This window comes from Mesorhizobium sp. WSM4307 (assembly GCF_007003945.1).
Lineage (GTDB): Bacteria > Pseudomonadota > Alphaproteobacteria > Rhizobiales > Rhizobiaceae > Mesorhizobium.
Map to the genome: position 1 here is coordinate 88,940 of NZ_VFTB01000007.1, position 23,834 is coordinate 112,773.

The following is a 23,834-nucleotide window of genomic DNA, read 5'->3' on the forward strand; positions in this document are numbered from 1 at the left end:
TTTCAACCTGGAAGATTTTCGGAGGCCGGGACCTAAACTTCTTGCGGTGCCCGAACAGCAGATGACTCCTTCCATCCTTTCAGTATCTCATTTGGTCACCTCTTTCCGGGCGGGAGGCCGCTGGAATCCCGTTGTGAATGACGTGTCGTTCGAGATCGGCGCGAGGGAGACTGTCGCTGTCGTTGGCGAATCCGGATCCGGCAAGAGCGTGACTGCGCTCTCGATAATGCGGCTAAACTCCGAGCGCGCGAGCGAGGTCAAAGGATCAATCAAGCTCGAGGGGAAGGAACTGCTCACGCTGCCGGATGCCGAAATGCGCCGTATCCGCGGCAATGAAATTGCCATGATCTTCCAGGAACCGATGACTTCACTGAACCCGGTGCTGACCATTGGCTTTCAGATCGCCGAGGCGCTGATCCTGCATCGTGGCCTGTCACGATCCGAGGCTGAGGCGGAGACGATACGACTCCTGGAGAAGGTGCGCATCCCCGCCGCGAAGGCGCGCTTACATGAATATCCAGACCGCTTCTCGGGCGGCATGCGTCAACGCGTGATGATTGCGATGGCGCTAGCCTGTCAGCCGAAGCTGTTGATCGCTGACGAGCCGACGACGGCGCTTGACGTGACGATACAGGCGCAGATCCTGGAGCTGATCAAGGAGTTGCAGGACGAGGAGGGCATGTCAGTCCTCTTCATCACGCACGACATGGGCGTCGTCGCCGAGATCGCCGACCGCACTGTGGTCATGTATAACGGCCAAGTGGTCGAGGCCGCGGCCACTGAGGCGATCTTCACCAGCCCCGAACACCCCTATACGCGATCGCTGCTTTCGGCCGTTCCGAAACTCGGCTCGATGGAAGGTCATAAGCGGCCGATGCGCTTCCCGGTTGTCGACCGTGGGACTGGCCAATCCGACGTGCCGGCGGAGGTGCCGGACACCATCAAGGAGACCGAGCGCCCAGTGCTGGAGGTCGCCGGCTTGACCAAACGCTTCGAGATTCGTTCGGGTCTGTTTTCTTCGGTCAAGGGGCGCGTCTACGCGGTTGAGAATGTATCTTTCAGCGTCAAGAGCGGCGAAACCTTGGCGCTGGTCGGCGAGTCAGGCTGTGGTAAGTCGACGACCGGCCGCACGGTGATGCGATTGACCGAGCCGCTCTCGGGTTCGATTTTGCTCGACGGCGTCGATCTTCTCAATCTTAACCAACATGAATTGCGCAAGAAGCGTAATCGCATGCAGATGATCTTCCAGGATCCGTTCGCATCACTCAATCCGCGCATGAATGTCGGCACGGCGGTAATCGAACCGCTGCTGATCAATAATCTCGCCAGCCGCTCGGAAGCACGCGACAAGGTCGTCGACCTCCTGCAGCAGGTTGGTCTTTCGCCCGACATGGTCAACCGCTTTCCGCATGAATTCTCGGGAGGGCAACGCCAGCGCATCTGCATTGCGCGTGCGCTTGCGCTTGAGCCCCGGCTCATAGTGGCAGACGAGGCAGTCTCGGCGCTCGATGTTTCCATCAAGGCCCAGGTCGTCAATCTGATGTTGGATCTGCAGGCCCGTATGGGGCTCGCCTATCTTTTCATCTCGCATGACATGGCGGTTGTCGAGCGCGTCAGCCACCGCGTCGCTGTGATGTATCTCGGAGAGATCGTTGAGATCGGCCCGCGCGAAGCGATTTTCCAGAATCCGCAGCATCCGTACACGAAACGGCTGCTCGCAGCAGTGCCGATCGCCGATCCGGCACGGCGCCTACATAAGCGTCCGCTCATCAATGACGAAATCAAAAGCCCGGTACGATCCACAAACTATGTCCCGCCCGTGCGGCAGTATCGCGAGGTCTCGCCCGGCCACACCGTCATGATCTGGGACCCGGAATGGGACAAGAAGGAAGCGCCAGCCGTCGCTGCCTGACGTCGTTGTGAACGGCCAGATAAAAGGGGAACTAAAATGAAGAGAAGCACCAACAGTAGCAAGAGCATGGCTAAGAAGGCAATGCTTTCGTCGATATTTGCAGGGATCTTTTTCGCCAGCACAGCCATGGCAGACACGCTCCGCGTCATCGCCGACGGAGATCTAAAAACCATCGATCCCATTGTAACAACGTCGGGCACAACTTTGGTTCATGCCTATCTGATCTATGACAAATTGTTTGAGTTTGACAAGGACGGCGTCGCCCGTCCCCAGCTTGCGGATAAAGTCGACATCAGTGCCGACAAAAAAAGCTATACGATCGCGCTTCGGAAAGGTCTGAAATTCTCCGACGGAGGCTCAATTACGACTGAGGACGTTATCCAGTCGCTGAAGCGTTGGGCCTCCCGCGACCAGACTGGGCAATTACTGGCTGCCAGGCTCAAGGAGATTACGAAAGTCGATGATCTGACATTTCGCATTGAGCTGAACCAGCCGTTCGACGTCCCCGCTGCGCTTGCCGGTATCACGGGAAACCCTGCTTTCATCATGCCGAAGCGAATTGCTTCCCTGCCGCCAACAGACCAACTCACCGATACCACCGGATCTGGGCCTTATCAGTTCGATATTTCATCATGGAAACCAGGGCAAACGCGCACCTATACCAAAAATCCCAATTACATCCCCAGGACCGATCCGCCGAGCTTCTTTGCCGGCAGGAAGGAGGCAACGTTTGACAAAATTGAAATGGCTTACGTGCCGGATGCCAACACCGCAATGGCGGAGATGCTGACTGGACAGCAAGATATCTGGGCAGCTCCTCCGCTGGATAACGCTCTGGCTTTGCGGGGTAATCCCGATCTCGTTGTAGCGAAAGGGTTTTTGAACCAGGGTCTGGTCGTGATTAATCACGTAGTGCCTCCGTTCGATAACAATAAAGCACGTGAGGCGCTTACCTATCTGATTGACCAGACAGAGATCAGCCGCGCGGCGGTCGGTGACCAGGAATTCTGGCAGACCTGCTATGCTTATTTGACTTGCAAGGGGACGTATGGAGACGAGTCAGCTTATAAGGGCCATCGAGGGGCAGCCGATTTAGACAAGGCGAAAGAACTCCTCAAAGAAGCCGGTTACGATGGAGAGCCGATCGTCATTCTCGACCCGACTGATTGGTCTGAAGCCCATGCAAGGGCGCTGTATTTGGGGCAGCAACTGAGAAAGGCCGGCGCGCAGGTCGACCTTCAGGCAATGGACTGGTCAACGCTCACGTCGCGCCGTACCTCCAAGGCGCCGGCTTCGGAAGGCGGCTGGAACCTCTTCCCCAACATCATGGAAGGCCAGCCAGCCTCCTCTCCGCTGACACATCTGATGCTCGCCTCTAACTGCGACAAGGCTTGGTTCGGTTGGCCTTGCGACAAGCAGATCGAGGACTTGCGGGCGGCATTCATTAGCGCAGCGGACCAGAACGAAAAAAAGAAGATCGCCGGCGAACTGCAGGCGCGTGCGTCGGTCTACCTGCCGTTCATCATGACAGGAGAGAATACCGGGGCGGTCGTCTACAGAGCCGAGCTCGAAGGGTTTAACCCTGAGACGGCCGAAATGTATTTCTGGAACATCCGGCGTAAGAGCAAGTAGAGCGTCGATCTGTGGCCGTGAGTTTGTTATGATCAGATATCTCATCACCAGAATGCTTTCCATCATCCCGGTGATGGGGGTGGTAACCGCTGTTGTATTCGGGCTGACTTATTTGAGTCCTGGAGATGCCGCGGTTGTGCTGGCGGGCGACTACGCGTCGCCCGCTCAGATCGACGCTATTCGAGAGCGGCTTCACTTGGACGCTCCAATTTTGTCCCAGTACTTTCATTGGCTGGGCAACGTCTTGCGGGGCGATCTCGGAAATTCGATTTTTTCTGAACAGCCAGTATTGAGCCTCATTCTCTCGCGAGTGGAACCGACAATCATTCTGGCAATCGCAGCAACTCTGGTCTCAGTTATGATCGCGGTGCCATTGGGACTGCTGGCTGCCCGGAAGAGGGGAGGCCTCGCTGATCAACTGGTTTCGTTCTTCGGTATCGCTGGAACGGCAATACCTGCCTTCCTGATTGGGTATTTGCTGATATTTGCGTTCGGGGTGCACTTCGGATCGATGCCCATCTCAGGGTTTCCCGGGCTCGAAAGCGGAGCATGGGAAGTCTTGAGGCATGTGCTTCTGCCGGCGACTATGTTGGGATTCGCGCAGACCGCACTTATCACTCGGATCACGAGAGCGAGTGCGATCGAGGTCCTTGGCCAGGACTTCATTCGGGTCGCGCGAGCGAAAGGCCTGGATGAACTTACGATTATCATGCGGCATTGCCTTAGGCTTATCGCCGTGCCTCTTGTCACCATAGTTGGAATGTCGTTTGCCTACATGCTTGGTGGCGTGGTGATCACCGAGACAGTGTTTGCCATCCCAGGGGTTGGACGTCTCCTTGTTGACGCCATTCAACACAAGGATGTCCCCCTAATCCAGGGCGTCTTGCTACTTAGTTCTGTTGTGTATGTTCTGATAAATTTGCTGGTAGACCTGTCATACCTGTTTATCGACCCACGCATTAAATATAGCTAGGAGGTTAGGCCATGGCGATGTCTCTTTCGTTGCGACAGAAGAAGCGCCTGCCAACACCTTTGGTGGCGGCTTTAATTTTCATGCTTGTGATTTTGCTGGTCTCTTTTTTAGCGCCGATCCTGACGAGCGTTAACCCCTTGTCCATGAGCCCAGATGCAAGGCTAAAACCGCCTAGCTATAGTCATTTACTGGGCACCGACATGTTCGGGCGCGACATTCTCGCGCGTGTGCTTTACGGCGGGCAGATTTCGCTTGTCATCGGGGTGGCCACAGCGGCTCTAGCGACAACGATTGGAACGATACTGGGCCTTGTCGCCGGAGCCGGGCAACTTTCGGACAAGATCCTGATGCGGATCATGGACGGCATGATGGCCATACCGGGAATCCTGCTTGCGATTGCCTTGGCGACGATCTTTGGTGGCGGGATCTTGACTGTGATCGTAGCTTTGGCGATCCCCGAAGTGCCGGGTGTCGCGCGCCTGGCTCGAAGCTTGACGCTGACCCTACGTGAGCAAGTTTTTGTTGAGGCTGCTCGATCCTACGGCGCTGGGCCGCTGCGTATTCTGTTCAGGTACATCCTGCCGAACGCGTTGGCGCCGATCGCAGTGCAGGCCACCTATATCTGCGGCGTGGCGATCCTTTATGAGGCTTACCTCAGCTTTGTGGGCGTTGGCGTTCCACCCGAGCATCCGAGTTGGGGCAACATCGTTGCCGAGGGCCGGTCCTTTGCCTTGATCGCCCCACATATGATTCTCTATCCAAGCGTACTTATTGCTGTTGTCGTGCTCGCGATCAATTTGATAGGCGATGGTGCACGAGACATGCTCGACCCGCGATTCGCCTTGCCTGATTGAGCTTCGCGGCTGAATCAACGTCTGTGGAGCAAGTTTGTCACTTGGCGCTTATTCTTCTTCCGGGCAGGTCGGCTAGGCAGCAGTTTCACTGACCCGGCGTTTATTGAGCGCCTCCAGAAGGTTATGACCAGCGCGGATGATGTGCTCTCGCATAAACTCCACGACTTGACGGTCGCGTCCTTTGCACATGCTCAGAATTTGGCGATGTTCGCGCTCTGCTTCTTCGAAGCCCGAAGTCAAAAGTAGTTGAATCCTGATATATCGATCAATCTGGACATTGATGCCTTGGAGGATGGCGAGTGTCTGAACGCGTCCCGCGGGCCGATAGAGACTGCGGTGATACTCCCAGTTCAATGCGCCTACCTTGGCAATGTCCCGCTTGTGATAGGCCTCTTCAAGTCGCTTAAGAATTTGCGCGGAGTGAGCCAAGTCTTGGTCCGAGAGATGCTCCAGAGATCGGCTCAGGATATCGCACTCCAGCGTTGCCCGGAGTTCGAACAATTCCATGATCTGTTCGGATGGCAATGTCGAAACTATTGCACCCTTGTGAATCTGGGAAACAATCAATCCGGCAGCTTCCAACTGGCGAAACGCCTCGCGCACTGGCATTCGGCTGCATTCGTATTCAGCTGCGATCGCTTCTTGTATCAGTGGGTCGCCTTCTTTGAACTCGCCGCTGAGGATGCGTTCCCGCAAAGACTCTGAGAGCGCCTCCGGTAGGCTTTGCCTCTGAAGGCGATATTTCGAGCGCTGCTTCTTCTGTTCCAGCATATTGTCCATCGTTTGTTGGATCCTAAAAGCCAATTTGGAAACTCCCGCATTCGCTTTTTGCGGAATGATTGACGTTCGAGAAGATACCCCAAAAAAGAGTGACATCAAAGGGTAGACATGGCAATTGTAGCCGTGTAGATTGGATCCAGTTGGACCGAGTGGATGGAGAACCATGACAAAGTGGGCGGGTGTATTCCCTGCAGTGACGACCAAGCTCACGCGGGATGGCGACATTGACGTTCGCGCGACCAAGGATAGCCTTGACCGCCTCGTCAAGGCAGGCGTTTCCGGTGTCATTGTGCTTCCGATGCTTGGTGAGAACGCTTCGATGTCACTGAAGGATCGCGAAGAGATCATCCGCGGCGCGATCGACGTGGTCGACGGTCGTGTTCCGGTTCTCTCTGGGCTCGCTGAAATCACACTCGAAAGTGCAAAGTCCAACGCCAAGCTCTATGAATCATTCGGTGCCCAGGGCCTGATGGTGTTCCCAAGCCTCGGCTACAAAACCGACGATCGCGAGACGGTCGAGTGGTACAAGGCTATCGCCAGCGCTTCGTCGCTGCCGATCATGATTTACAATAATCCAATCGCCTACGGCGTAGACTGCACGGTCAACGTTCTCAAGCAACTCGGCGACACTCCGGAAATCGTCTGCGTCAAGGAGGAAACCGGTGACATTCGTCGCGTCACCGACATGTTCGTCGAACTTGGCGACCGCTTCAGCGTCTTCTGCGGCGTGGACGATCTGATCGTCGAAAGTTCCGCACTTGGCGTCACCGGCTGGGTGTCGGGCATGACCAACGTTTGGCCGTCAGAATGCGTCGAACTCTTCAACCTGTGCGCCCAAAACAAGTACGAAGAGGCGCGCGCGCTTTACCGTATCCTGACGCCGTCCTTTCATCTCGACACTCACGTTAAGCTGGTTCAGTACATCAAGCTCGCCGAGAACCTGGTCTACGGCGCGCCGGAATGGACCCGTGCACCGCGCTTGCCGCTCGTCGGCGAAGAGCGCGAATTCGTCATATCGACGATTCAGCTAGCAATCGAGACTTTGGCCAAGCGGGTGAAGAAAGCTGCCTGATTTTAGCATCGTCAGAAAACCGGTGCCTCGCAATGATCGCGCAAGGCTAGTCGCCACGGGCTGGGGTTATCCGTGCGCCAGACCAGCGCATTGATTCTCGGGAGCTTGGGTCCGCAGCAAACAGTGTTCGCGGGCGTTGCCGAGCAAGCCGCCATCTGTGGTTAAACAAGTGCAAGTCTCGTCCGGCCTGCCGCTACCCAAAAGACAACAGTTGGGGATGACGTCCGCTCAAGTGCCGCTCGTTCGGAAGACAGCAACTGAAGGTGCAGAGATCAAGATATGGTTCATTCAACGCCGACAGCCTTCGCCAGCTCGAAATCGAGCCGCCACGTGTAGCCATCGCTGGTCCAACATGAAACCAATACGCGAGGACAAGGTTTGCACCCCGGAGACGCTGGTGCGACAATACGTTGTCCAATTGGTCGGCATTGACCATGTTGGCCTTGGTCTAGACTCGGTCCTAGACCCCGAAGAACAACCTAAGCTCTGCAAAATGTGTCCGCATATCTGGCCAGCCGAGTAAGCCCAAAAATCGGCTAGACATGTGGTACTATTCTCTCGGGGCAGTTCCTGACATTCGCGAGAGCCTGCTCGTTCTCGGCTACAGTGAAGCGGATGTCAGACGAGAACACAATCAGCTCGGATTTGCCGTTCAGCTATCCAGGCAGGGTGTTGGCGACCCGACGGCCTTCAGGAGACCGAAGAACGCCGGAACGAAATCTCGGAAGTTGCCGTATGGCGCAACAGTCCGTTTGATCGCCTCCTGGCGTATCACAGCATGCCTACGGGAAAGCGGAGCGGCCTCAAGGGGCATTCGCCCAACACCACTTTTCAACAGCGCGTTGCTGCCGGCTGGTCAGCGATGACCATGAGCCGGGATGAGGTCCGCGCGGCTGTAGCGCGCCGTGTCGAGCGCACTGTGATCCAAGGCGCGTTCCAGATCCGTGGGCGTCGGTGGTCCTGCGAAGAGTTGTGGCAGTACACGCACGATAAGGTGCTGGTCTGCGAGCCTGTCTGTCATGCGCCGGCCGAGCTGCTTGTGCTGGATATGAAGGGCAACAGGCTCCGGATCGCAACCCCCGATGTCGCACTTCATCCACTTGATCACTTGATCATCGTGGCGCTCAAGGGCTCAAGGCACGGCAGCACGAGCAAAGGCGCATCGCGATGCAATTATGGAGATGGTTCGCTCACTCCCGAAACTCGACGTTGCAGCTCGGCTGATAGCGCTTAGTCTGGCTCAACCTGAAACGTCATCCCCAACGAGCCGACGGGCAAAGTGTCGTTCGACCCGTCTGAGCGGCCGGCGTGGATGGGCTTTGAGATTACCGAAACCATCTCGATCACCGACACCGGTTGGAATGATGCGGCCAAGCACCTCGACGAGACTGCCCAAGGTCAACGTTCCCTCCGGCAATACACTGACGTCCACGGTGATGCTGTCCATCGAGACGCGGCCGACGATCGGCAGTCGTGTTCAGTTGTAATAGACTGCACCGCGCCCACTCAGGTTCCTTGGCAGTCCATAGGCATTGCCTGCTGCGATCGTCGCCAGGCGGGTTTGTTTTTCTGCAACGTGAGCGCCGCCGTAACCGATTTTGGGCGCACGGCGGGGACCTTGCGGGCTAGGACCAAGGCGACCTCGAGGCATTTCCATCGAGCATGACAACGTTAGGAAGTCAGGCAACGCACGGCGCACCTGTCTTCGGTCGGCAAAACTCAACTGTGACCTTCCGACCGAACTTCGGTGGTAGTCGCACCATTAAAACTTAAGATACTTGGGACACGATCATTGACGTCAGACTGTAGTCTGAGTTGAAATGATTTCACCAAACAGCGCTCGAATTTGAAACGTCGAAGTGGCCTCAGAAAAAGTCGCTACGCCCAGCATTGTCGCTCCTACTTTTAAATTCTCCCTATTCGCTTTCGAATAAACCGGCGGCTTGAAACGTCTATTTCATCTGTGGGTGCAGAATGAAACGTATCTGGCGTCCGATTGTTGAAAGCATTAGCATTCGACATCGTCGTTCGCGTAAAAAATTTTATGGGTACCCGGGTCCACACAGGAGATACAGAGATAGATGCTGGACGATCTCGATCGGCGCCTCGTCGCCGCACTTCAGGTAAACAATCGACTCTCGTTTGCTGAACTGGCGGATGTTGTTGGCTCGTCCGCCGCGTCCTGTATGCGTCGAATCAACAAGCTGCGTGCAGATGGCGTGATAATTGCCGACGTCGCCCTGGTAAATCCGAAAACTCTGGGAAAGTCGCTCACGGTTGTTGTGAACGTAGAGCTCGACCGGGAGCGGCTAGATCTCGTCGATGACTTCAAGCGCGCCATGCGGGCCGCAAAGGAAGTCACCCAGTGTTATATGGTGACCGGAGATGCGGATTTTGTACTGATTGTTGCGGTGGAAGATGTGGAAGCGTTCGACGTATTTGTGAAGACCAAGCTATATACCAATGCGAACGTACGCAAATTTAAAAGCATGATCACACTTGATCGTGTGAAGTTCGAAACCCGCGTTTTGGTATGACCTTTTTCTTCGCCTGACTGTGTTTGCCATCCGAGCGCTTTTTATGAAGCTTTTGTTGCGTTTATCGCACGAGTTTGACCGCTCCTGCCCAAAATTTCCTGCGATGAATCATACGTAGACGGCGTTGTGTCGAACTGCCGCTGACAACCCAAAGAGCTGCCCAGCTCGTCATCTGCATAAGCAGCGTCTGGTAGGCGGCATTTGGGGAGCAGGCCGCTAAGCCAGGCAGCACGTGCACACGAGTGGGCATCGATCGACAATGCGCGGGGTAGGCCAATACCCTGGCGCAGCAGGAGAAAGAAAACATGACAATTGCAACGTTTGGATCGCACGAAGACTTTCCAGCAGTCAAATCGCGTCACCAGGATTCTCGCAATTATCCTCACGGCATTGCCTTCATGGACGGACAATATCTGCCCATGTCAGAAGCAAAGGTTTCAGTCCTTGATTGGGGCTTCCTTCACTCTGACGCGACCTATGATACGGTGCACGTGTGGGACGGTCGTTTCTTCAGGCTCAACCTCCATCTCGATCGCTTCTTCAGGGGCATGGAGCGTCTGCGGATGAGGCTTGCGTATAGCCGCGAAGAAATCGAAGGGATTTTGGCTAATTGCGTCGCTTTGTCGGGGCACAAGTCAGCATATGTCGAAATGATATGCACCCGCGGCGGATCCTCCACTTTCAGTCGCGACCCGAGGGAGGCTGAGAACCGCTTTATTGCATTTGCAGTACCGTACGGTTCCGTCGCCAACAGTGAGCAGTTGAAACGTGGTCTTCATATAGCTGTGAGCGACACTGTCCGCATCCCGCCTAGCTCGGTAGATCCTGCCGTCAAGAATTACCATTGGCTCGATCTGGTGAAGGGACTTTTTGACGCCTACGACTTCGGCGCGGAAACAGCCTTGATTATGGACACCAACGGTAACATCGCCGAGGGCCCTGGTTTCAATGTGTTCACCGTGAAGGAAAGTCAGCTGAAAACCCCCGCGTTCGGAGTACTGCCGGGCATCACGCGTCAGACGGTCTTCGACCTGTGCCAAGAATCCGGCCTAGCTGTTGAAGCAGCAGACTTGGCTCGTGAGGAACTGCTTCAAGCGGATGAGGTGTTCATCACCTCGACGGCCGGAGGTATCATGCCGGTAACGCGCATCGACCATACCGTCATCGGTAACGGTAAGGTGGGCAGTTTAACAAGTCAGCTGATGAATCTGTACTGGCAGAAGCACTCGGATCCGGCATGGTCTACCGCCGTAAACTATCGGTGAACTGATCAAGCGTGTTCCATGCGACAATGGTTCGTTCGGCCGATAACGATGTGCTGCTCGTCTCACTTTTCCATCGCTCCGCCAATTGGATGACCATGACCGACTCTTTTGTTGCACACCTAAATGAAGATCTGATGAGACTTAAGTCGTCAGGGCTCTACAGGTCCGAACGCATTATCATCTCTCGCCAATCTACCAAGGTGCGACTGGCAGATGGAAGCGATGTGCTAAACTTCTGCGCCAATAACTATCTTGGCCTTGCCGATGACGATGACATTTGCGCTGCCGCAAAGGCAGCAATCGACCGTTATGGCTACGGTATGGCATCGGTGCGCTTCATCTGCGGGACGCAGGAGGAGCACAAGCAGCTCGAGGCGTGTATCTCCGCCTTCCTCGGCATGGAGGACACGATCCTCTACTCCTCCTGCTTCGACGCCAATAGCGGCCTGTTCGAAACGCTGCTCTCCGAGGAGGACGCGATCATTTCCGACGCCTTGAGCCATGCCTCGATCATCGACGGCGTGCGTCTCTCCAAGGCCAAGCGCTTCCGCTATGCAAACAACGACATGGCGGCGCTTGAGGAGGAACTGAAGAAGGCGGAGGGCAGCCGCTTCAAGCTGATCGCCACCGACGGCGTCTTCTCGATGGACGGCATCATTGCCAATCTCGGGGGCGTTTGCGATCTCGCCGACAAATACCGCGCGATGGTCATGGTTGATGATAGCCATGCCGTCGGCTTCGTCGGCAAACACGGACGCGGCTCGGCCGAGCATTGCGGGGTCGAGGGCCGGGTCGACATCATTACGGGCACGCTCGGCAAGGCGCTGGGTGGCGCTTCGGGCGGCTACACGTCGGCGAAGGCCGAGGTCGTCAAGTGGCTGCGGCAGCGCTCGCGACCGTATCTCTTCTCCAATACGCTGGCGCCGGTGATCGCGGCGGCGTCGCTGAAGGTCTTCGAGATAGTCCAGGACAGCAACAAACTGCGCGAGAAACTTTACGTCAATGCTGATCGATTTCGGTCAAAAATGACGAGTGCAGGGTTCAAGTTGCTCGGCAACCATCACCCCATTATCCCCGTGTTATTGGGCGATGCAGGTGTGGCCCAGGAGATCGCTAGTCAAATGCTGCTACAGGGCATTTATGTTACGGCGTTTTCCTTTCCAGTCGTGCCGAGAGATCAAGCACGCATTCGCACCCAGATGTCGGCTGCGCATTCCACGGAGGACATCGATCTCGCGGTCGAAGCGTTTGTTAAGATCGGCCGAAATCTAGGCATCGTTGCTTGAGATCGTTGGATTCGAAACGGACAAAAAGGGTCTATGGAATATGAGAGACATTGACATTTTTAGGGAACTGCAAGGCGAGGCCACCGATTGGCGCCGTTATCTTCACGAGAATCCGGAGTTGGACTTCCAGGAGTACAACACTGCAAGGTTCGTTGCTGAAAAGCTTGCTTCCTTTGGCATAAACCACATCGAAACGGGAATTGCGGGAACTGGCGTCGTTGCAGTGATTCAGGGGGAAGGTGGCGATGGGCCGACGATCGGGTTGAGAGCAGACATGGACGCCCTTCCAATCGTCGAGACCTCAAATAAACCTTGGGCATCGAAAACCTCTGGCGTAATGCACGCGTGCGGCCACGACGGTCATACGGCAATGCTGCTGGGTGCTGCAAAACATCTTGCGAGGTCACGCAACTTTAATGGCTCCGTCGCCTTGATCTTCCAGCCGGCTGAGGAGCCATCATTCCCAACGGGCGCTTTTAAAATGGTCCAGGAAGGGATCATGGAGCGCTTCGGAATCTCGCACGTTTTTGGCATGCATATCGCCCCGGGCATTGAGGTCGGTAAATTCGGCATCCGTCACGGTTCGATTATGGGCTCCCAGGACGACTTCGATATCATCGTCAAGGGTCGGGGTGGTCATGCGGCCGACCCATCAAGTACGATTGATCCCGTTGTTATTGCGGCCCAGATCATTCTTGGCCTGCAGACCCTGGTATCGCGCAAGACCGACCCCTTGGCGTCGCTGGTCATCTCTGTCACAAAGCTAAATGCCGCACAGGCCTACAATATCATTCCCGATCAAGTCGAGATCGGCGGGACCGTCAGGACCTCTGCATCCAGCCTGCGGGATTTCGCCGAGCAAGAGATTTTGGCTTCTGCCCAGGCTATTGCGCGGGGGTTCGGCGCAGAAATTGAGTTCAGATATCTCCGATCGGTCCCGGCGACCTTCAACTCGATTGAGGAAACAGATCTGGCAATCCGCGCGGCGCGCAGTCTCGTCGGGGCTGAATCCGTTGATGAGAAGGTGAAACCCAGCATGGGGGCGGAGGATTTCGCATATATGCTCGAGGCGCGACCCGGCGCTTACATTTTCCTTGGCAATGGGCTAACCGCTGCGTGTCATAGTCCGGCATTCGATTTCGATGACGAGGCTTTACCCTATGGCATCGGCTACTGGGTACAACTGGTCGAGACCGTCTTGGGGTCTGGAATGGAGGCCGGGTGAAATCACCACTGATGCCTTAGTATTGGGGTAGGTCCACGAGCTATCCTGAAAAGCGCTCTGGCGCCCCTGTAGTGGCCGGCCTGGAGCTCTTAACACCGTCTTTGACAACCCCACGACAGTTCGAGGAAGGAGTAACCAATTCTCGACTTCCCTATGGGGCGGCGAATGAAAAACGATTATGTAACGGCACTTCAGTTCAAGAAGTGGAGATGACTAAGGCCTATCGAGATGCTGTTCCGAGAGCTGGAACGGGTTCGTCGAATTCGCGCAGCGCCGAATGCGATGTCGCAAAAGCCGGCACCATGCTGTGGAAAAGGAAGGACTGTCGGTCTGAACAATTAGGGGTATGTCGGCGGACTGCACCTGAGGCGCGACGGCGCTGTCGGTTTCTCGTCGCCGCCCTGCCCGGCAACTAACGCGCCACAATTTCCGCTGATGGCGACCGGGCAAACTCTGCGTCCTCGGGATAGCCAGCGATCTCGATAGTGCGCGCGTATAGGGAAGGACGCTCACTGCCATCAGCACATCCTGCGGTCCGGCACGGCCAATCGGATTGGCCCCGGTTCCGCCGATCCCGCCCAGTAGCGTCGAACGTTTTCCGATAAGCGAGAGGATGTAGTCCGGGTGCCAAGCCGCGGCAAGGCTGGAGGGCAGGCCGAGGCAATAGACCTCGCGCCGCTGAAATGCGCGCTAGCGTTGGCAAGCGTAAGCGAATCCGGCTCTGCAAGTGAGGCCGCCTGTTTGCTGAAGGTCATCAGCATTTCGCCTGCGAGAAACTGGTCGCCCTTCAGCTTCTGGTGCCGCGCCTGCTCGCCAATACGTCCCCGCGGTGCGTCGCCTCGAACCGCAGCGCGATAGACCGACCGAATGTCTTCGTAACCATCAAAGCCGAGTTTGGCCAACCCGTGTCATCGCTGCCGCTCGCAGCCCCCCCTGTCGCGCCTGCTGGCGCATCGCAGCGCCATGTCGCGAGGGTGGTCAGATGGATCGAAGGAGGCGTGTGCAGGAGACAACAATCGCCGTGGCCCCAAATGGAGGCGGCCGTACGAAACAAGATCATCCGGAACTGGCGCGCGCCGCCTGCGAATGCCTGGAAGCAGGCGCGTCGATGATTCATGTCCACATCCGCAATTTGGATGGTACGCATCTGCTGGATGCCAATGCCTATCGATCCGCGATTGCCGCGATCCCGCGCCGAGGTGGCGGATAGAATAATGATCAAGATCACCAGCGAGGCAGTAGGTATCTACTCGCCCGCCGAACAGCTTGCCGTCGTGAAGGCTGTGCGCCCGCACACCCCGTCGCTTGTGCTGCGTGAACCCCATCCAACTGCCTTCGCGGACCTGCTTGCCTGGATGCGGCGGGAAGAAGCGCTGCCGCAGATCATCTCTATGAGCCTGCGGAGGCGATCCGCCTAGCCGAATATCGCCGACGTGGTCTGTTGAAATTCGATGATGTGCCTGTCCTCTAGGTGCGAGGACACTACACCGTCGGACAGATCTCGACGCCTGCAAATCTTTTGCCCTTTCTCGCCGCACATGTCTTTCCATTGGAGCGTCTGCGCATTCGGCCGTGACGCTCACCGCCATTCAGATCGACCGATAGACTTTTGGTAAGACTGCCTCAGTCAGAGGTGAATTATGCCGCGCGCGTTTCAAAATTGGTACGATCGAGATGCGAAATCACTTCGCGACCAATCTAATGTGGCTCCCGATGCACGCCGGCAGAAGTCGGAAAATCTGGGAGGATAGAATGAACGAGTGGTCACTTAATCGCCGTTCCGTGGTCAAGGCGATGCTTTTGGGATCCGCAGCGCCCTGGCTTTTGAATTCAACGGCCTTTGCAGGATCGTGCGCGGATCACGTCGTGCGCTTGGGCGCAACGGCCAGCCCCGACACTATGAATCCCTTTGCAACGTGGGGCTCGTGGTGGCCGACGGCCTTTACCTACGACTGTTTGGTCGGAGTCGACGCGCAGCGCCATTCCGACCGGAAAGGTTTTGCCAAAGAATGGTCTGTTGGCGATGATAACGTGACGTGGACCTTCAAGATATGGCCTGGGATGAAGTGGTCAGATGGTAGTCCCGCTACGGCCAGGGATGTCGCCTTCACGTACAACTATTTGCGCGACTCCCTTGGCAAACCCGACGAGTTGAACGTCGGCTGGAATAACACGAGCGGCTTGGAGCATATCCAGTCTATCACGCCAGTCGACGACGAGACTTTGCGAATAGTGACCAAGATCCCAACCCTATGGCCAATCGACAACACGACATTGATTGTCCCCGAGCACATCTGGAAGGACGTCAGCTATGGCGATGCGCGCGGCACCTTCCCTAACAACCCGCCTCTGGTGGGCACGGGACCGATGATAGTTTCAGAATTTCGGCGGAGCCAGTATGTCCGCCTAACCCCCAACCAACACTTCCGAACCGGGCGACCGGCCACGGCCGGCATGATCTTCAACATTTTCCCTACGGTCGATTCCATCGCTCAGGGTCTGAAGAGTGGTGATCTCGATTATGGCCTCGGGCTCGTGGCTGCACAGTGGACGGACCTCTCGAAGGATCCTGCCATTTCCGTCGGGCAATCACGAACCGAAAACCGCGTTTTCCTCGCCTTCAATACACTCTCCGGAAAGGGAGAGGGCACCACCAAGGCACTGCAGGATTCGGCGTTCCGCGATGCGATCGGGTATGCCATCGATGAAAAGAGTATCGTCGACCGAGCAATGCGTGGACACGCCGAGCCCGGCGTGGGACTGGTCCCGCCCGTGGCGACGGATTACTACTCGGACCTGGGCGATATTAAGCGCCATTTCGATCTCGCAGAGGCGGGGCGCCGGCTCGATGCTGCGGGATATCGAGATAAAGACGGCGACGGTGTTCGGGAGGACAAGGAGGGAAAGAGCTTTCAGCTTGAGCTGATTACCTCATCCGGTGGGACTAACGGCGTAATACCAATCACGGCCCTGCAGCTTATCGCCGACTGGATGGGGCAAATCGGAGTTACGGTCACGGTGACACAACTTGACGACAGTGCGTTCGGCGCGCGCTGGCAAGCTCCAGAGAATGGCGGTGGTGGCTGGGACCTTCTTGTTGACAGCAACTGGCTGTCACCCGCACCTTCCGATCTTCTCACTTTGGGCAGCGGCAAAGCTGTTGGCACCAACAACCGGTCGTACTGGAGGAACGAAAAGTTCGACAGTCTCGTGTCGCAGGTTGAGGTTACCGTCGACGCTAAGAAGAGCCGGGAGTTGCTCGATCAGGCGGTGCGCCTCATCTACACCGAAGCGCCCTACATTGTCCTGTGCTACCCTTTCATGCTGGAAGCCCATCGGAAGGATTGCTTCGAAGGTTGGGGGACGAAGGACATGATGTCGATGTGGGGCTACTTTCCGTTCGATCGCCTGAGGTCCGTGTGAGATGGCTTCCAATGGCAAAGGAAGTGGGACGGGTCAGCGGATAGGACAAATCATTATTAGAGCTGCCGTAACGCTTCTGATGGTGGCGGTTCTGAATTTCACATTGTTCCGGATCCTTCCAGGCGACCCGACAACCCTTCTGCTCGCAGGAGCTCGAACCGCAGTATCCACCGAGCAGATAGAGGCCCAGCGACGGGATTGGGGTCTCGATCAGCCGCTGTTCCCTGACCAGCTTCTGCACTACATGGAGTCAACGCTCCGTGGCGACTTTGGGTTCAGTTTCAAATACAGGGGGCAGCGTGTTGGCGACCTCCTGCTTGAGCGGCTGCCAGCCACAATCGCGCTGGTCGGTGTCGCCCAAATCATCGCAATCCTGTGCGGGGTCATGCTCGGTATCTACGCCGGTTGGCGCAGGGGAGGGGCCTTCGACAATGTCGCGACGGGCGTCTCTTTGGCGCTCTACTCAACGCCGTCATTCTGGCTCGGCATGCTCTTGGTGGTAATCTTCAGCACGGGATTGGGTTGGTTCCCCGCTTATGGTGCATATTCCCCTGGTGGCAGAACAGAATTCCTCAACTGGTTTGCCGATTATCTACGGCATTTAATACTTCCTGCCTCGACAGTGGCCCTGGGCCTGATGGGACAATACGTGCTGGTAGCACGTGCTGCCATGAGCGAGGTTGTGGCGGAGGACTACATGGTAACAGCAAGGGCAAAGGGGCTGACCAGCGGGCAGATGCTAATGCGCCATGGCTTCCGTAATGCAATGCTGCCCGTTGTGACCTTAGTGACGCTCAATCTCGGATACGTCGTGGCGGGTGCCATCACCGTCGAATCCGTATTCGCTTGGCCGGGAATCGGCGGTCTGACTGTCGAGGCGCTCAATGCGCGAGACTATCCGGTGCTCCAAGGTGTATTTTTGCTGCTCGGTGCCTCGATCATTCTTGCTAATCTCGTTGCTGACTTGGCCTATGGCATACTTGATCCGAGGGTGAGATAATGAATGAACTTATTGCGATACCTCGTCGGCGAGCCCGGCGGAGGGTTATAAAGGACTTCCTTGGGAGACTGTTCGAGCGGGGAGGCGCCTGGGTGGGCGTGGCGGCTCTGACTTTCTTTCTGGTTTTGGCAGCAGTGCCTGGTTCGCTCGTTGGTCCCCTCGAATCTGTCGCTACAGCAAGCGGTGATTTCCTGGCGGCGCCGGATGGCCAACACCTGCTAGGCACCGACGAAGCGGGGCGGGATGTTCTCAATCTCGTTGTCCATGGCGCGCGCATTTCCCTGACGATCGCCTTGATTTCGACTGTGATCAGTTTGATCATGGGTACCACGGTTGGCATAATGTCAGGCTACTTTGGCGGCAAGGTCGATACTTGGCTGATGCGGATGACAGATTTCTTCTTCATCGTCCCGCCCTTCGTGCTGGCACTGGTGATCGCGCCCGTGTTCGTTGAGGTCGTGGGGCGCGGCCGCGAGATCCTAGGCTTCCGGACATCCCTTTTCGTCATCCTTGTTGTAATAGGTTTGACGAGTTGGTCCTTTGTCGCTCGCATCATTCGGAGCCAGACACTGTCGCTTCGGGAGCGGCCTTTCGTGGATCGCGCCAGGGTCGGGGGCAGCAGTGATGCAAGCATTATGATACGGCATATCCTGCCCAACCTCGTACCCCAAATCGCCGCTAATGGCGCATTGGTGGTAGCTGGCGCGATCTATACCGAGACCGCGCTCTCGTTTATCGGCCTGGGGGATCCGTTGCAGCCCTCATGGGGCACTTTGCTCTCCTTGGCGCAGCGAGCTGGCGCCGCTAGTGCCGGAGCCTGGTGGTACCTGGGTTCACCAGGTGTATGCGTGCTCACCGTTGCACTCGGTTTCGTCCTGCTTGGCAATGCGCTAGACGACACATTCAACCCCCGCAGGCGTGTGATCCCATGATGAACATGTGCCAAAAGAGCACTGATCCTCTACTGTCGGTTGAAGGGCTTTCCGTTGACTATAGTGTGAACGGTGTCTCATTGCCCGCGATCCGGAAGGCGAGCTTTGAGCTTCGCGCCGGAGAGGCCGTCGCGCTTGTCGGGGAATCGGGAAGCGGCAAGACCACGACCGCGATGGCAATCGCGGGTCTGTTATCACCCAATGCGCGAGTAAGCGGCGGCCAAGTGTGCTACCGCGGTGCCCGATTGCCAATCGACGATGATGCTGCAATGCGGCCACATCGCTGGAGAGAGACCTCGGTCATTTTCCAGGGTGCGATGAACGCGCTTAACCCCGTTCACCGCATCGTTAAGCAGATTGCCGAGCCGTGTATACTAAACTTAGGCATGTCGCGTGAGGAGGCAACGACCAGGGCCAGAGAATTGCTGGAGTTGGTTGGTATACCAGCGGATCGGGGCTCGACATATCCCCACGAACTGTCGGGCGGTATGCGCCAAAGGGTGATGATCGCCATGGCGCTTGCATGCCGCCCATCGATTATCATAGGCGACGAGCCGACCACGGCCCTCGATGTCATCAATCAGGCTCAGATACTCAAATTGTTGGTCGAGTTGCGATCAAAGTTCAAACTTGCTCTGATCTTGATAACACACGATCTGTCAGTGGTCGCAGAGACGTGTGATCGCGTTATGATCATGTATGCTGGGGGCATCGTGGAGGATGGTCCGGTCGCGGATATCTTCACTGCGCCGAAGCATCCCTATACCCGGCTGCTGATCGAATCGATTCCAGACCCGGCGAAGGGAAAACGGATGTTGTGCCCGATCCCCGGCGATCCCCCGACACTGATGAGGCGCCCATTGGGCTGCGCCTTCCATACACGCTGCCCATCCGCCATGCCCATTTGTACAACTCAGGTTCCCGAACTTGAGGAATGCGGACAGGGACGCGTGGCGTGTCACCTCCACAGCTCTTTGACGCATGCAGACAAGGTACTAGCTAGTGACTAATAACGCCGAGATCTTGCAACTAGAAAACCTCCAGGTCAGCTTTCCGGTCCAGGGGGGACTATTCGACAGTGTCCTGGGACGAACCCGGGGCGCAGTGCGTGCAATTGACGGCGTCGACCTTACTGTTGGGCGCGGCGAGATTGTCGCCCTGGTTGGAGAATCCGGAAGCGGCAAGACCACGGTTGGCCGAGCGATCACAAAACTGGTTCAGCCAACCGGTGGTAGGATCCTTTTCGACGGCAAGGATATGACAACGCGGCAGGGCTGGTCGGCCTTGCGCCCTTACCGCCATCATGTCCAGATGATATTCCAGGATGCTTATCAAGCGCTGAATCCGAGGCATACAGTGTTCGATGCCGTGGCAGAGCCATTGCGAGCGCTTCGGATAGCGACGAATGACGATCAGCTAACCGAGCGGGTGAGCGAAGCTCTATCAAGCGCGGGCCTCAACCCTCCTGGGGATTTCTTCGCGCGCTTTCCGCACGAATTATCAGGCGGCCAACGCCAGCGAGTGGTCATCGCGGGAGCACTTGTCGTCAAGCCTGACCTCATTGTTGCCGATGAGCCAGTGTCGATGCTCGATGTATCAATCCGCGCACAGATACTGCAAACGCTTCTCGATCTTCGCGATCAGCAGAATTTGGCGATACTCTTCATCACTCACGACCTGCCGCTTGCTTGGTTGATTGCCGACAGAATCGCGGTGATGTATCTCGGCCGGATAGTTGAGATCGGCAGCGCTGACGACATTACGCTGAACCCCCAGCACCCGTATACCATTGCCCTGCGAAATGCCACGCCTCGGGTTCGAGATATCGGAGATGGGGGTGGAATTGAAGTGCTGCACGGCGAGGTGCCAAGTGCGGCCCGCCTACCGAAGGGTTGCCGCTTCCATCCCAGATGTCCGCAGTCGTTTGATCGCTGCAGTCAAGAAGAGCCGCCGGTTATTGAAGTGGGGCCGCGGCATCATTCCGCATGCTGGCTGGCAAAATGATGTTAGTGTCTGCTCAACAGTAGTTGTCCGGTCTTTGACCTTGCCACTGAAGGTTACCGCGTGTGGCCGGGATCATTGCCAAGCCGGGGAACAGGAACTTTCCACGGCCAGATGCTTGTTTAGCGCACGCACTCACTGTCGAGCCTAGGGCTTCTGTCGAAAGTGAAAGGCGAAGTTTCGGTGCGGCGGACGATCGTGGAAGGGGCAAAGACTACTTCTCTCATCAGGCCAATTGGACAAATGCAGCAAGGTAGTTGAGGCACAGATGAGCAATAGATCGGGTTATGGCCCGCCGATATGATCGAGTTATAATTTCGCGCGCGATTTCAATCTTCGGTGACATTTCAAGTCTCCGTTTCAAAAGCCGATGCATTTTGATGAACAGCGACCTTCCAGGGGCCGTATTCTCAACGCCCCTAGGTCAGACACGGCCTCGACTGCGACGGTTGCTTCACGTTCGTGTAATGGACTTAGCAGACTCACAGTGGGATTGGAGAATGAACAAAGAGGTCAACATGCACAATTTGATGAAGCCCGAAAGCGACGATCTTGCTGATTCTGACCTAGCGCGGGACATCGGCTACGTGCCAATGAAGGACGGAACACGAATTGCTTATATATCGTATCACCCGAAAACTGGCCATTATCCGACCGTCTTCCTGTACGACCCCTACACGGCAAGTGCTTCACCTTTCAGCCTCGCTAAGCCGTATCTCGAAGCTGGTTATGGTTTTGTTGGTGCAAACTTTCCAGCGACCGGCTGCTCGGAAGGCGTTATCGAGTCTTGGGTGGACGGCTTTGACCACAAAGTCGGACTGTATGGCGCGGAGGTGGTCGAATGGATCGCTAAGCAGTCTTGGAGCAACGGAAATGTGGGGATGATCGGTAATTCATCTTCTGGAACGCTCCAATTTTGGGTCGCAGCGGAGCAACCTCCGCATTTGAAAGCGATCGTAGCGAGCGGCGTCGAGGATGGCTACGAGGATTGCTTTTGTTTGGGCGGGATGCTGCAGCTCCAAACTGCAGCAGGATGGTCACTTGGCGCTGAATTCGTCAGTCAGGCTAGCGGAGCGGAGGACCGGATCAGAGCGGGCGACACCGAGTGCGCTGTAATCCGTGGGAGCAATCGGCAAGTCATCAAGCGCTCATTTTTCGACGAGGTTCGGAAGCATCCGCTGAAGGATGAATGGTGGGATTCAGCCTATCTGGCTCGCCATGAAGTAGCTGGCAAAGTCACTGTACCAACCATGCTGATCGCAGCGTGGCAGGACACTTACGGTGGGGCGGCCAGAGAAAGTGCGCGCGTATTTACTCAGTTGTTGCCGAATGTTGAGCATAAAAAACTCGTGTTGATGAACGGCGATCACTTGATCGGGCAACCTGGGACAGAAGCTTATCGCCAAGTCGATGACGAGAGGATGAAATTCCTCGACCGATGGGTCAAGGGAGTTCCAACTGGAGTAGAACAGGACCCGTCTGTGACCGTCTATTGGGAGGTTTCGGAGCCAGATGGCGACCCAAAGAATTCGGTTGCTGGTTGGGTCACAAGGCACAAGACATGGCCAGAAACTTCAGTCGAGCGCGCTACCTACTATCTCACAGCAGACGCCCGGATTTCGCCTCTCAAACCCAGTGCTGAGCCGAATGAAGGCTCACGCGCATACCTTTATCCGACTGGGACCGAGCTTCACGGAAACAATCTGCAGTTCGCGATTCAGCCCTACAAGGACGGTGTATTGAATTACCGGACGGCCGCAGCCACCTCGGACATGGTGCTGCTTGGGAACCCGGAAGTGACTTTGTTCTTGAGCATCGACAATGGAGATGACGCCGACCTACAACTAACTCTGAAGGATGTCGATCCTGACGGCAACGTTCTTTTCTTGCAATCGGGTCTGTTGCGTGCGTCGCTCCGTGCAGTCGACGAAACTCGGACATACGCCGACGAAGTGGTCCACCAGTGCCGGAGGTTTGAGAAGCTCATCCCGGGTAACATCTATGAGATAAGGATGTCGTTGCTTGCACCGATCGCTCACGTTGTTCGACAAGGGCACAGCCTCGAGTTAACGATTGGAGCCCCAAATCCTATTCCGCTTCGCAATATCGGCAGCATTCCTGCCGGCGCTCCGTCCATCAATAGGGTTTATCACTCGGAGAAATATCCCTCGAAGATCCTCCTTCCTATTGTCCCGGGGGCGGTGGCCCAGGCGCCCGCTCCTCCATGCGGCACTCTGCGGGCGCAGCCTTGTAGGAAGGGTACAGACTTTGTACCCGGAGGGTTGCCGATTCGATGAACTTTCGATCAGACGCTATCCCAGTGAAGTCGGACTAGATTCGATCGCGAGGCCGGTCATGAGGATGCGTCTACTGCACGTCCGGATCTGTGAGGTGCGGGGCTTGGTAACGCCCCCCACCTACTCAGCACTCCGCGAATTGGACCGGTTCATTGCGCCGCCCTTGGCACGCGCCTTGGCCAGATCGGTATAGGCCGAATAGCCGTCAACTTGCAGGATGCAGTGCGTAGCGGCAATCAAGGTGAAATTCAGCGGCAATCAGGGGTTCTTCCGCATATTTGGTGCAACGGTAGGGTTTCGCCAACCTGCCTCGCCTGCATGCGGCTTTCACGCCGCGAGCATCACCCTGCTCCTCAGGAGCTGGTGCCCCGAGCACCGATACATCTGGCACTTGATTGTCTTGAGCTGGTTGACCCGACCTTCACGGGACTTGCAGTCCATGGATAATTGATCGCGCCGCAGACGGCCTTGATGTCTCGACTAATCCAGCAGCCAAAGATGCCAACTCTGTTCATGCGGCGAGGAGCGAACCATTCGCAGAAGTGTATCGTCGCTCACAGGCATGGCCAGCTTTTGCGATAGGCGACCGCCGGACTCGCCTCCTGCCGTAAAACGGATCGCTGTTTGCACCGTAGTAAGGCGTGC

The 23,834-nt window shown here is 56.4% G+C and carries 17 protein-coding genes and 2 pseudogenes; 16 read left to right on the forward strand and 3 right to left on the reverse strand.

Going from position 1 to position 23,834, the window contains the following annotated elements:
* Positions 1 to 61 precede the first annotated feature (61 nt).
* Genes FJV83_RS18005 through FJV83_RS18020 form a run of 4 tightly spaced genes read left to right on the forward strand, consistent with a single transcriptional unit; the run spans position 62 to position 5,371 of the window.
* Positions 62 to 1,912, forward strand: a complete 1,851-nt coding sequence (locus FJV83_RS18005; RefSeq protein ID WP_095776023.1) for an ABC transporter ATP-binding protein — start codon at positions 62 to 64, stop codon at positions 1,910 to 1,912.
* 36 nt (positions 1,913 to 1,948) lie between these two features.
* Positions 1,949 to 3,544: an ABC transporter substrate-binding protein gene (locus FJV83_RS18010; RefSeq protein ID WP_095804194.1), complete on the forward strand. Its 1,596-nt coding sequence runs from the start codon at positions 1,949 to 1,951 to the stop codon at positions 3,542 to 3,544.
* A 28-nt stretch (positions 3,545 to 3,572) separates the two neighbouring features.
* Positions 3,573 to 4,517, forward strand: coding sequence for an ABC transporter permease (locus FJV83_RS18015; protein ID WP_095775996.1), 945 nt, complete (start codon positions 3,573 to 3,575; stop codon positions 4,515 to 4,517).
* Between the two features lie 11 nt (positions 4,518 to 4,528).
* Positions 4,529 to 5,371: an ABC transporter permease gene (locus FJV83_RS18020; protein WP_095775995.1), complete on the forward strand. Its 843-nt coding sequence runs from the start codon at positions 4,529 to 4,531 to the stop codon at positions 5,369 to 5,371.
* Between the two features lie 72 nt (positions 5,372 to 5,443).
* Here FJV83_RS18020 and FJV83_RS18025 read toward each other — a convergent pair whose 3' ends face one another.
* Positions 5,444 to 6,151, reverse strand: a complete 708-nt coding sequence (locus FJV83_RS18025; RefSeq protein WP_245318395.1) for a GntR family transcriptional regulator — start codon at positions 6,149 to 6,151, stop codon at positions 5,444 to 5,446.
* A gap of 163 nt (positions 6,152 to 6,314) precedes the next feature.
* On the opposite strand from FJV83_RS18025, the gene FJV83_RS18030 reads away from it, so the two are divergent.
* The gene (locus FJV83_RS18030) at positions 6,315 to 7,223 is read left to right on the forward strand and encodes a dihydrodipicolinate synthase family protein (RefSeq protein WP_095775994.1); all 909 of its coding nucleotides are present in this window, start codon (positions 6,315 to 6,317) and stop codon (positions 7,221 to 7,223) included.
* Positions 7,224 to 8,592: 1,369 nt separating this feature from the next.
* Here FJV83_RS18030 and FJV83_RS37020 read toward each other — a convergent pair.
* A pseudogene (locus tag FJV83_RS37020) lies at positions 8,593 to 8,820 on the reverse strand (alanine racemase C-terminal domain-containing protein); the annotation flags it as partial.
* A 484-nt stretch (positions 8,821 to 9,304) separates the two neighbouring features.
* On the opposite strand from FJV83_RS37020, the gene FJV83_RS18040 reads away from it, so the two are divergent.
* The 11 genes and pseudogenes from FJV83_RS18040 to FJV83_RS18095 all read left to right on the forward strand — a co-directional run bounded on the left by FJV83_RS18040 (position 9,305) and on the right by FJV83_RS18095 (position 23,189).
* Positions 9,305 to 9,760: an Lrp/AsnC family transcriptional regulator gene (locus FJV83_RS18040; protein ID WP_095775992.1), complete on the forward strand. Its 456-nt coding sequence runs from the start codon at positions 9,305 to 9,307 to the stop codon at positions 9,758 to 9,760.
* 305 nt (positions 9,761 to 10,065) lie between these two features.
* Positions 10,066 to 11,025 carry an aminotransferase class IV gene (locus FJV83_RS18045; protein WP_245318394.1) on the forward strand — a complete coding sequence of 320 codons (960 nt, stop codon included), beginning with the start codon at positions 10,066 to 10,068 and terminating at the stop codon, positions 11,023 to 11,025.
* Between the two features lie 95 nt (positions 11,026 to 11,120).
* Complete coding sequence (locus FJV83_RS18050) at positions 11,121 to 12,311, forward strand: glycine C-acetyltransferase (protein WP_095776021.1); 1,191 nt, start codon at positions 11,121 to 11,123, stop codon at positions 12,309 to 12,311.
* Positions 12,312 to 12,351: 40 nt separating this feature from the next.
* Positions 12,352 to 13,536, forward strand: coding sequence for a M20 aminoacylase family protein (locus FJV83_RS18055; RefSeq protein WP_095776020.1), 1,185 nt, complete (start codon positions 12,352 to 12,354; stop codon positions 13,534 to 13,536).
* A gap of 982 nt (positions 13,537 to 14,518) precedes the next feature.
* Positions 14,519 to 15,110 (forward strand): annotated as a pseudogene (locus FJV83_RS18065) (3-keto-5-aminohexanoate cleavage protein); the annotation flags it as partial.
* Between the two features lie 178 nt (positions 15,111 to 15,288).
* The gene (locus FJV83_RS18070; RefSeq protein ID WP_095776019.1) at positions 15,289 to 16,959 is read left to right on the forward strand and encodes an ABC transporter substrate-binding protein; all 1,671 of its coding nucleotides are present in this window, start codon (positions 15,289 to 15,291) and stop codon (positions 16,957 to 16,959) included.
* A gap of 1 nt (position 16,960) precedes the next feature.
* Entirely contained in the window at positions 16,961 to 17,959 is a 999-nt protein-coding gene (locus tag FJV83_RS18075; RefSeq protein ID WP_095775990.1) for an ABC transporter permease, read from the forward strand.
* A 92-nt stretch (positions 17,960 to 18,051) separates the two neighbouring features.
* On the forward strand, positions 18,052 to 18,891 hold the full coding sequence (locus tag FJV83_RS18080) for an ABC transporter permease (protein ID WP_245318391.1): 840 nt from the start codon (positions 18,052 to 18,054) through the stop codon (positions 18,889 to 18,891).
* Positions 18,888 to 19,901: an ABC transporter ATP-binding protein gene (locus tag FJV83_RS18085; protein ID WP_095775988.1), complete on the forward strand. Its 1,014-nt coding sequence runs from the start codon at positions 18,888 to 18,890 to the stop codon at positions 19,899 to 19,901. Before FJV83_RS18080 ends, FJV83_RS18085 begins: the two co-directional genes overlap by 4 nt.
* Positions 19,894 to 20,895, forward strand: a complete 1,002-nt coding sequence (locus FJV83_RS18090) for an ABC transporter ATP-binding protein (RefSeq protein ID WP_095775987.1) — start codon at positions 19,894 to 19,896, stop codon at positions 20,893 to 20,895. Before FJV83_RS18085 ends, FJV83_RS18090 begins: the two co-directional genes overlap by 8 nt.
* A 497-nt stretch (positions 20,896 to 21,392) precedes the next feature.
* On the forward strand, positions 21,393 to 23,189 hold the full coding sequence (locus tag FJV83_RS18095; RefSeq protein ID WP_245318389.1) for a CocE/NonD family hydrolase: 1,797 nt from the start codon (positions 21,393 to 21,395) through the stop codon (positions 23,187 to 23,189).
* Between the two features lie 120 nt (positions 23,190 to 23,309).
* Here FJV83_RS18095 and FJV83_RS36460 read toward each other — a convergent pair whose 3' ends face one another.
* Positions 23,310 to 23,447 (reverse strand): hypothetical protein, encoded by a 138-nt coding sequence (locus FJV83_RS36460; RefSeq protein WP_179296581.1) that lies wholly within the window; start codon positions 23,445 to 23,447, stop codon positions 23,310 to 23,312.
* Positions 23,448 to 23,834: the final 387 nt, after the last annotated feature.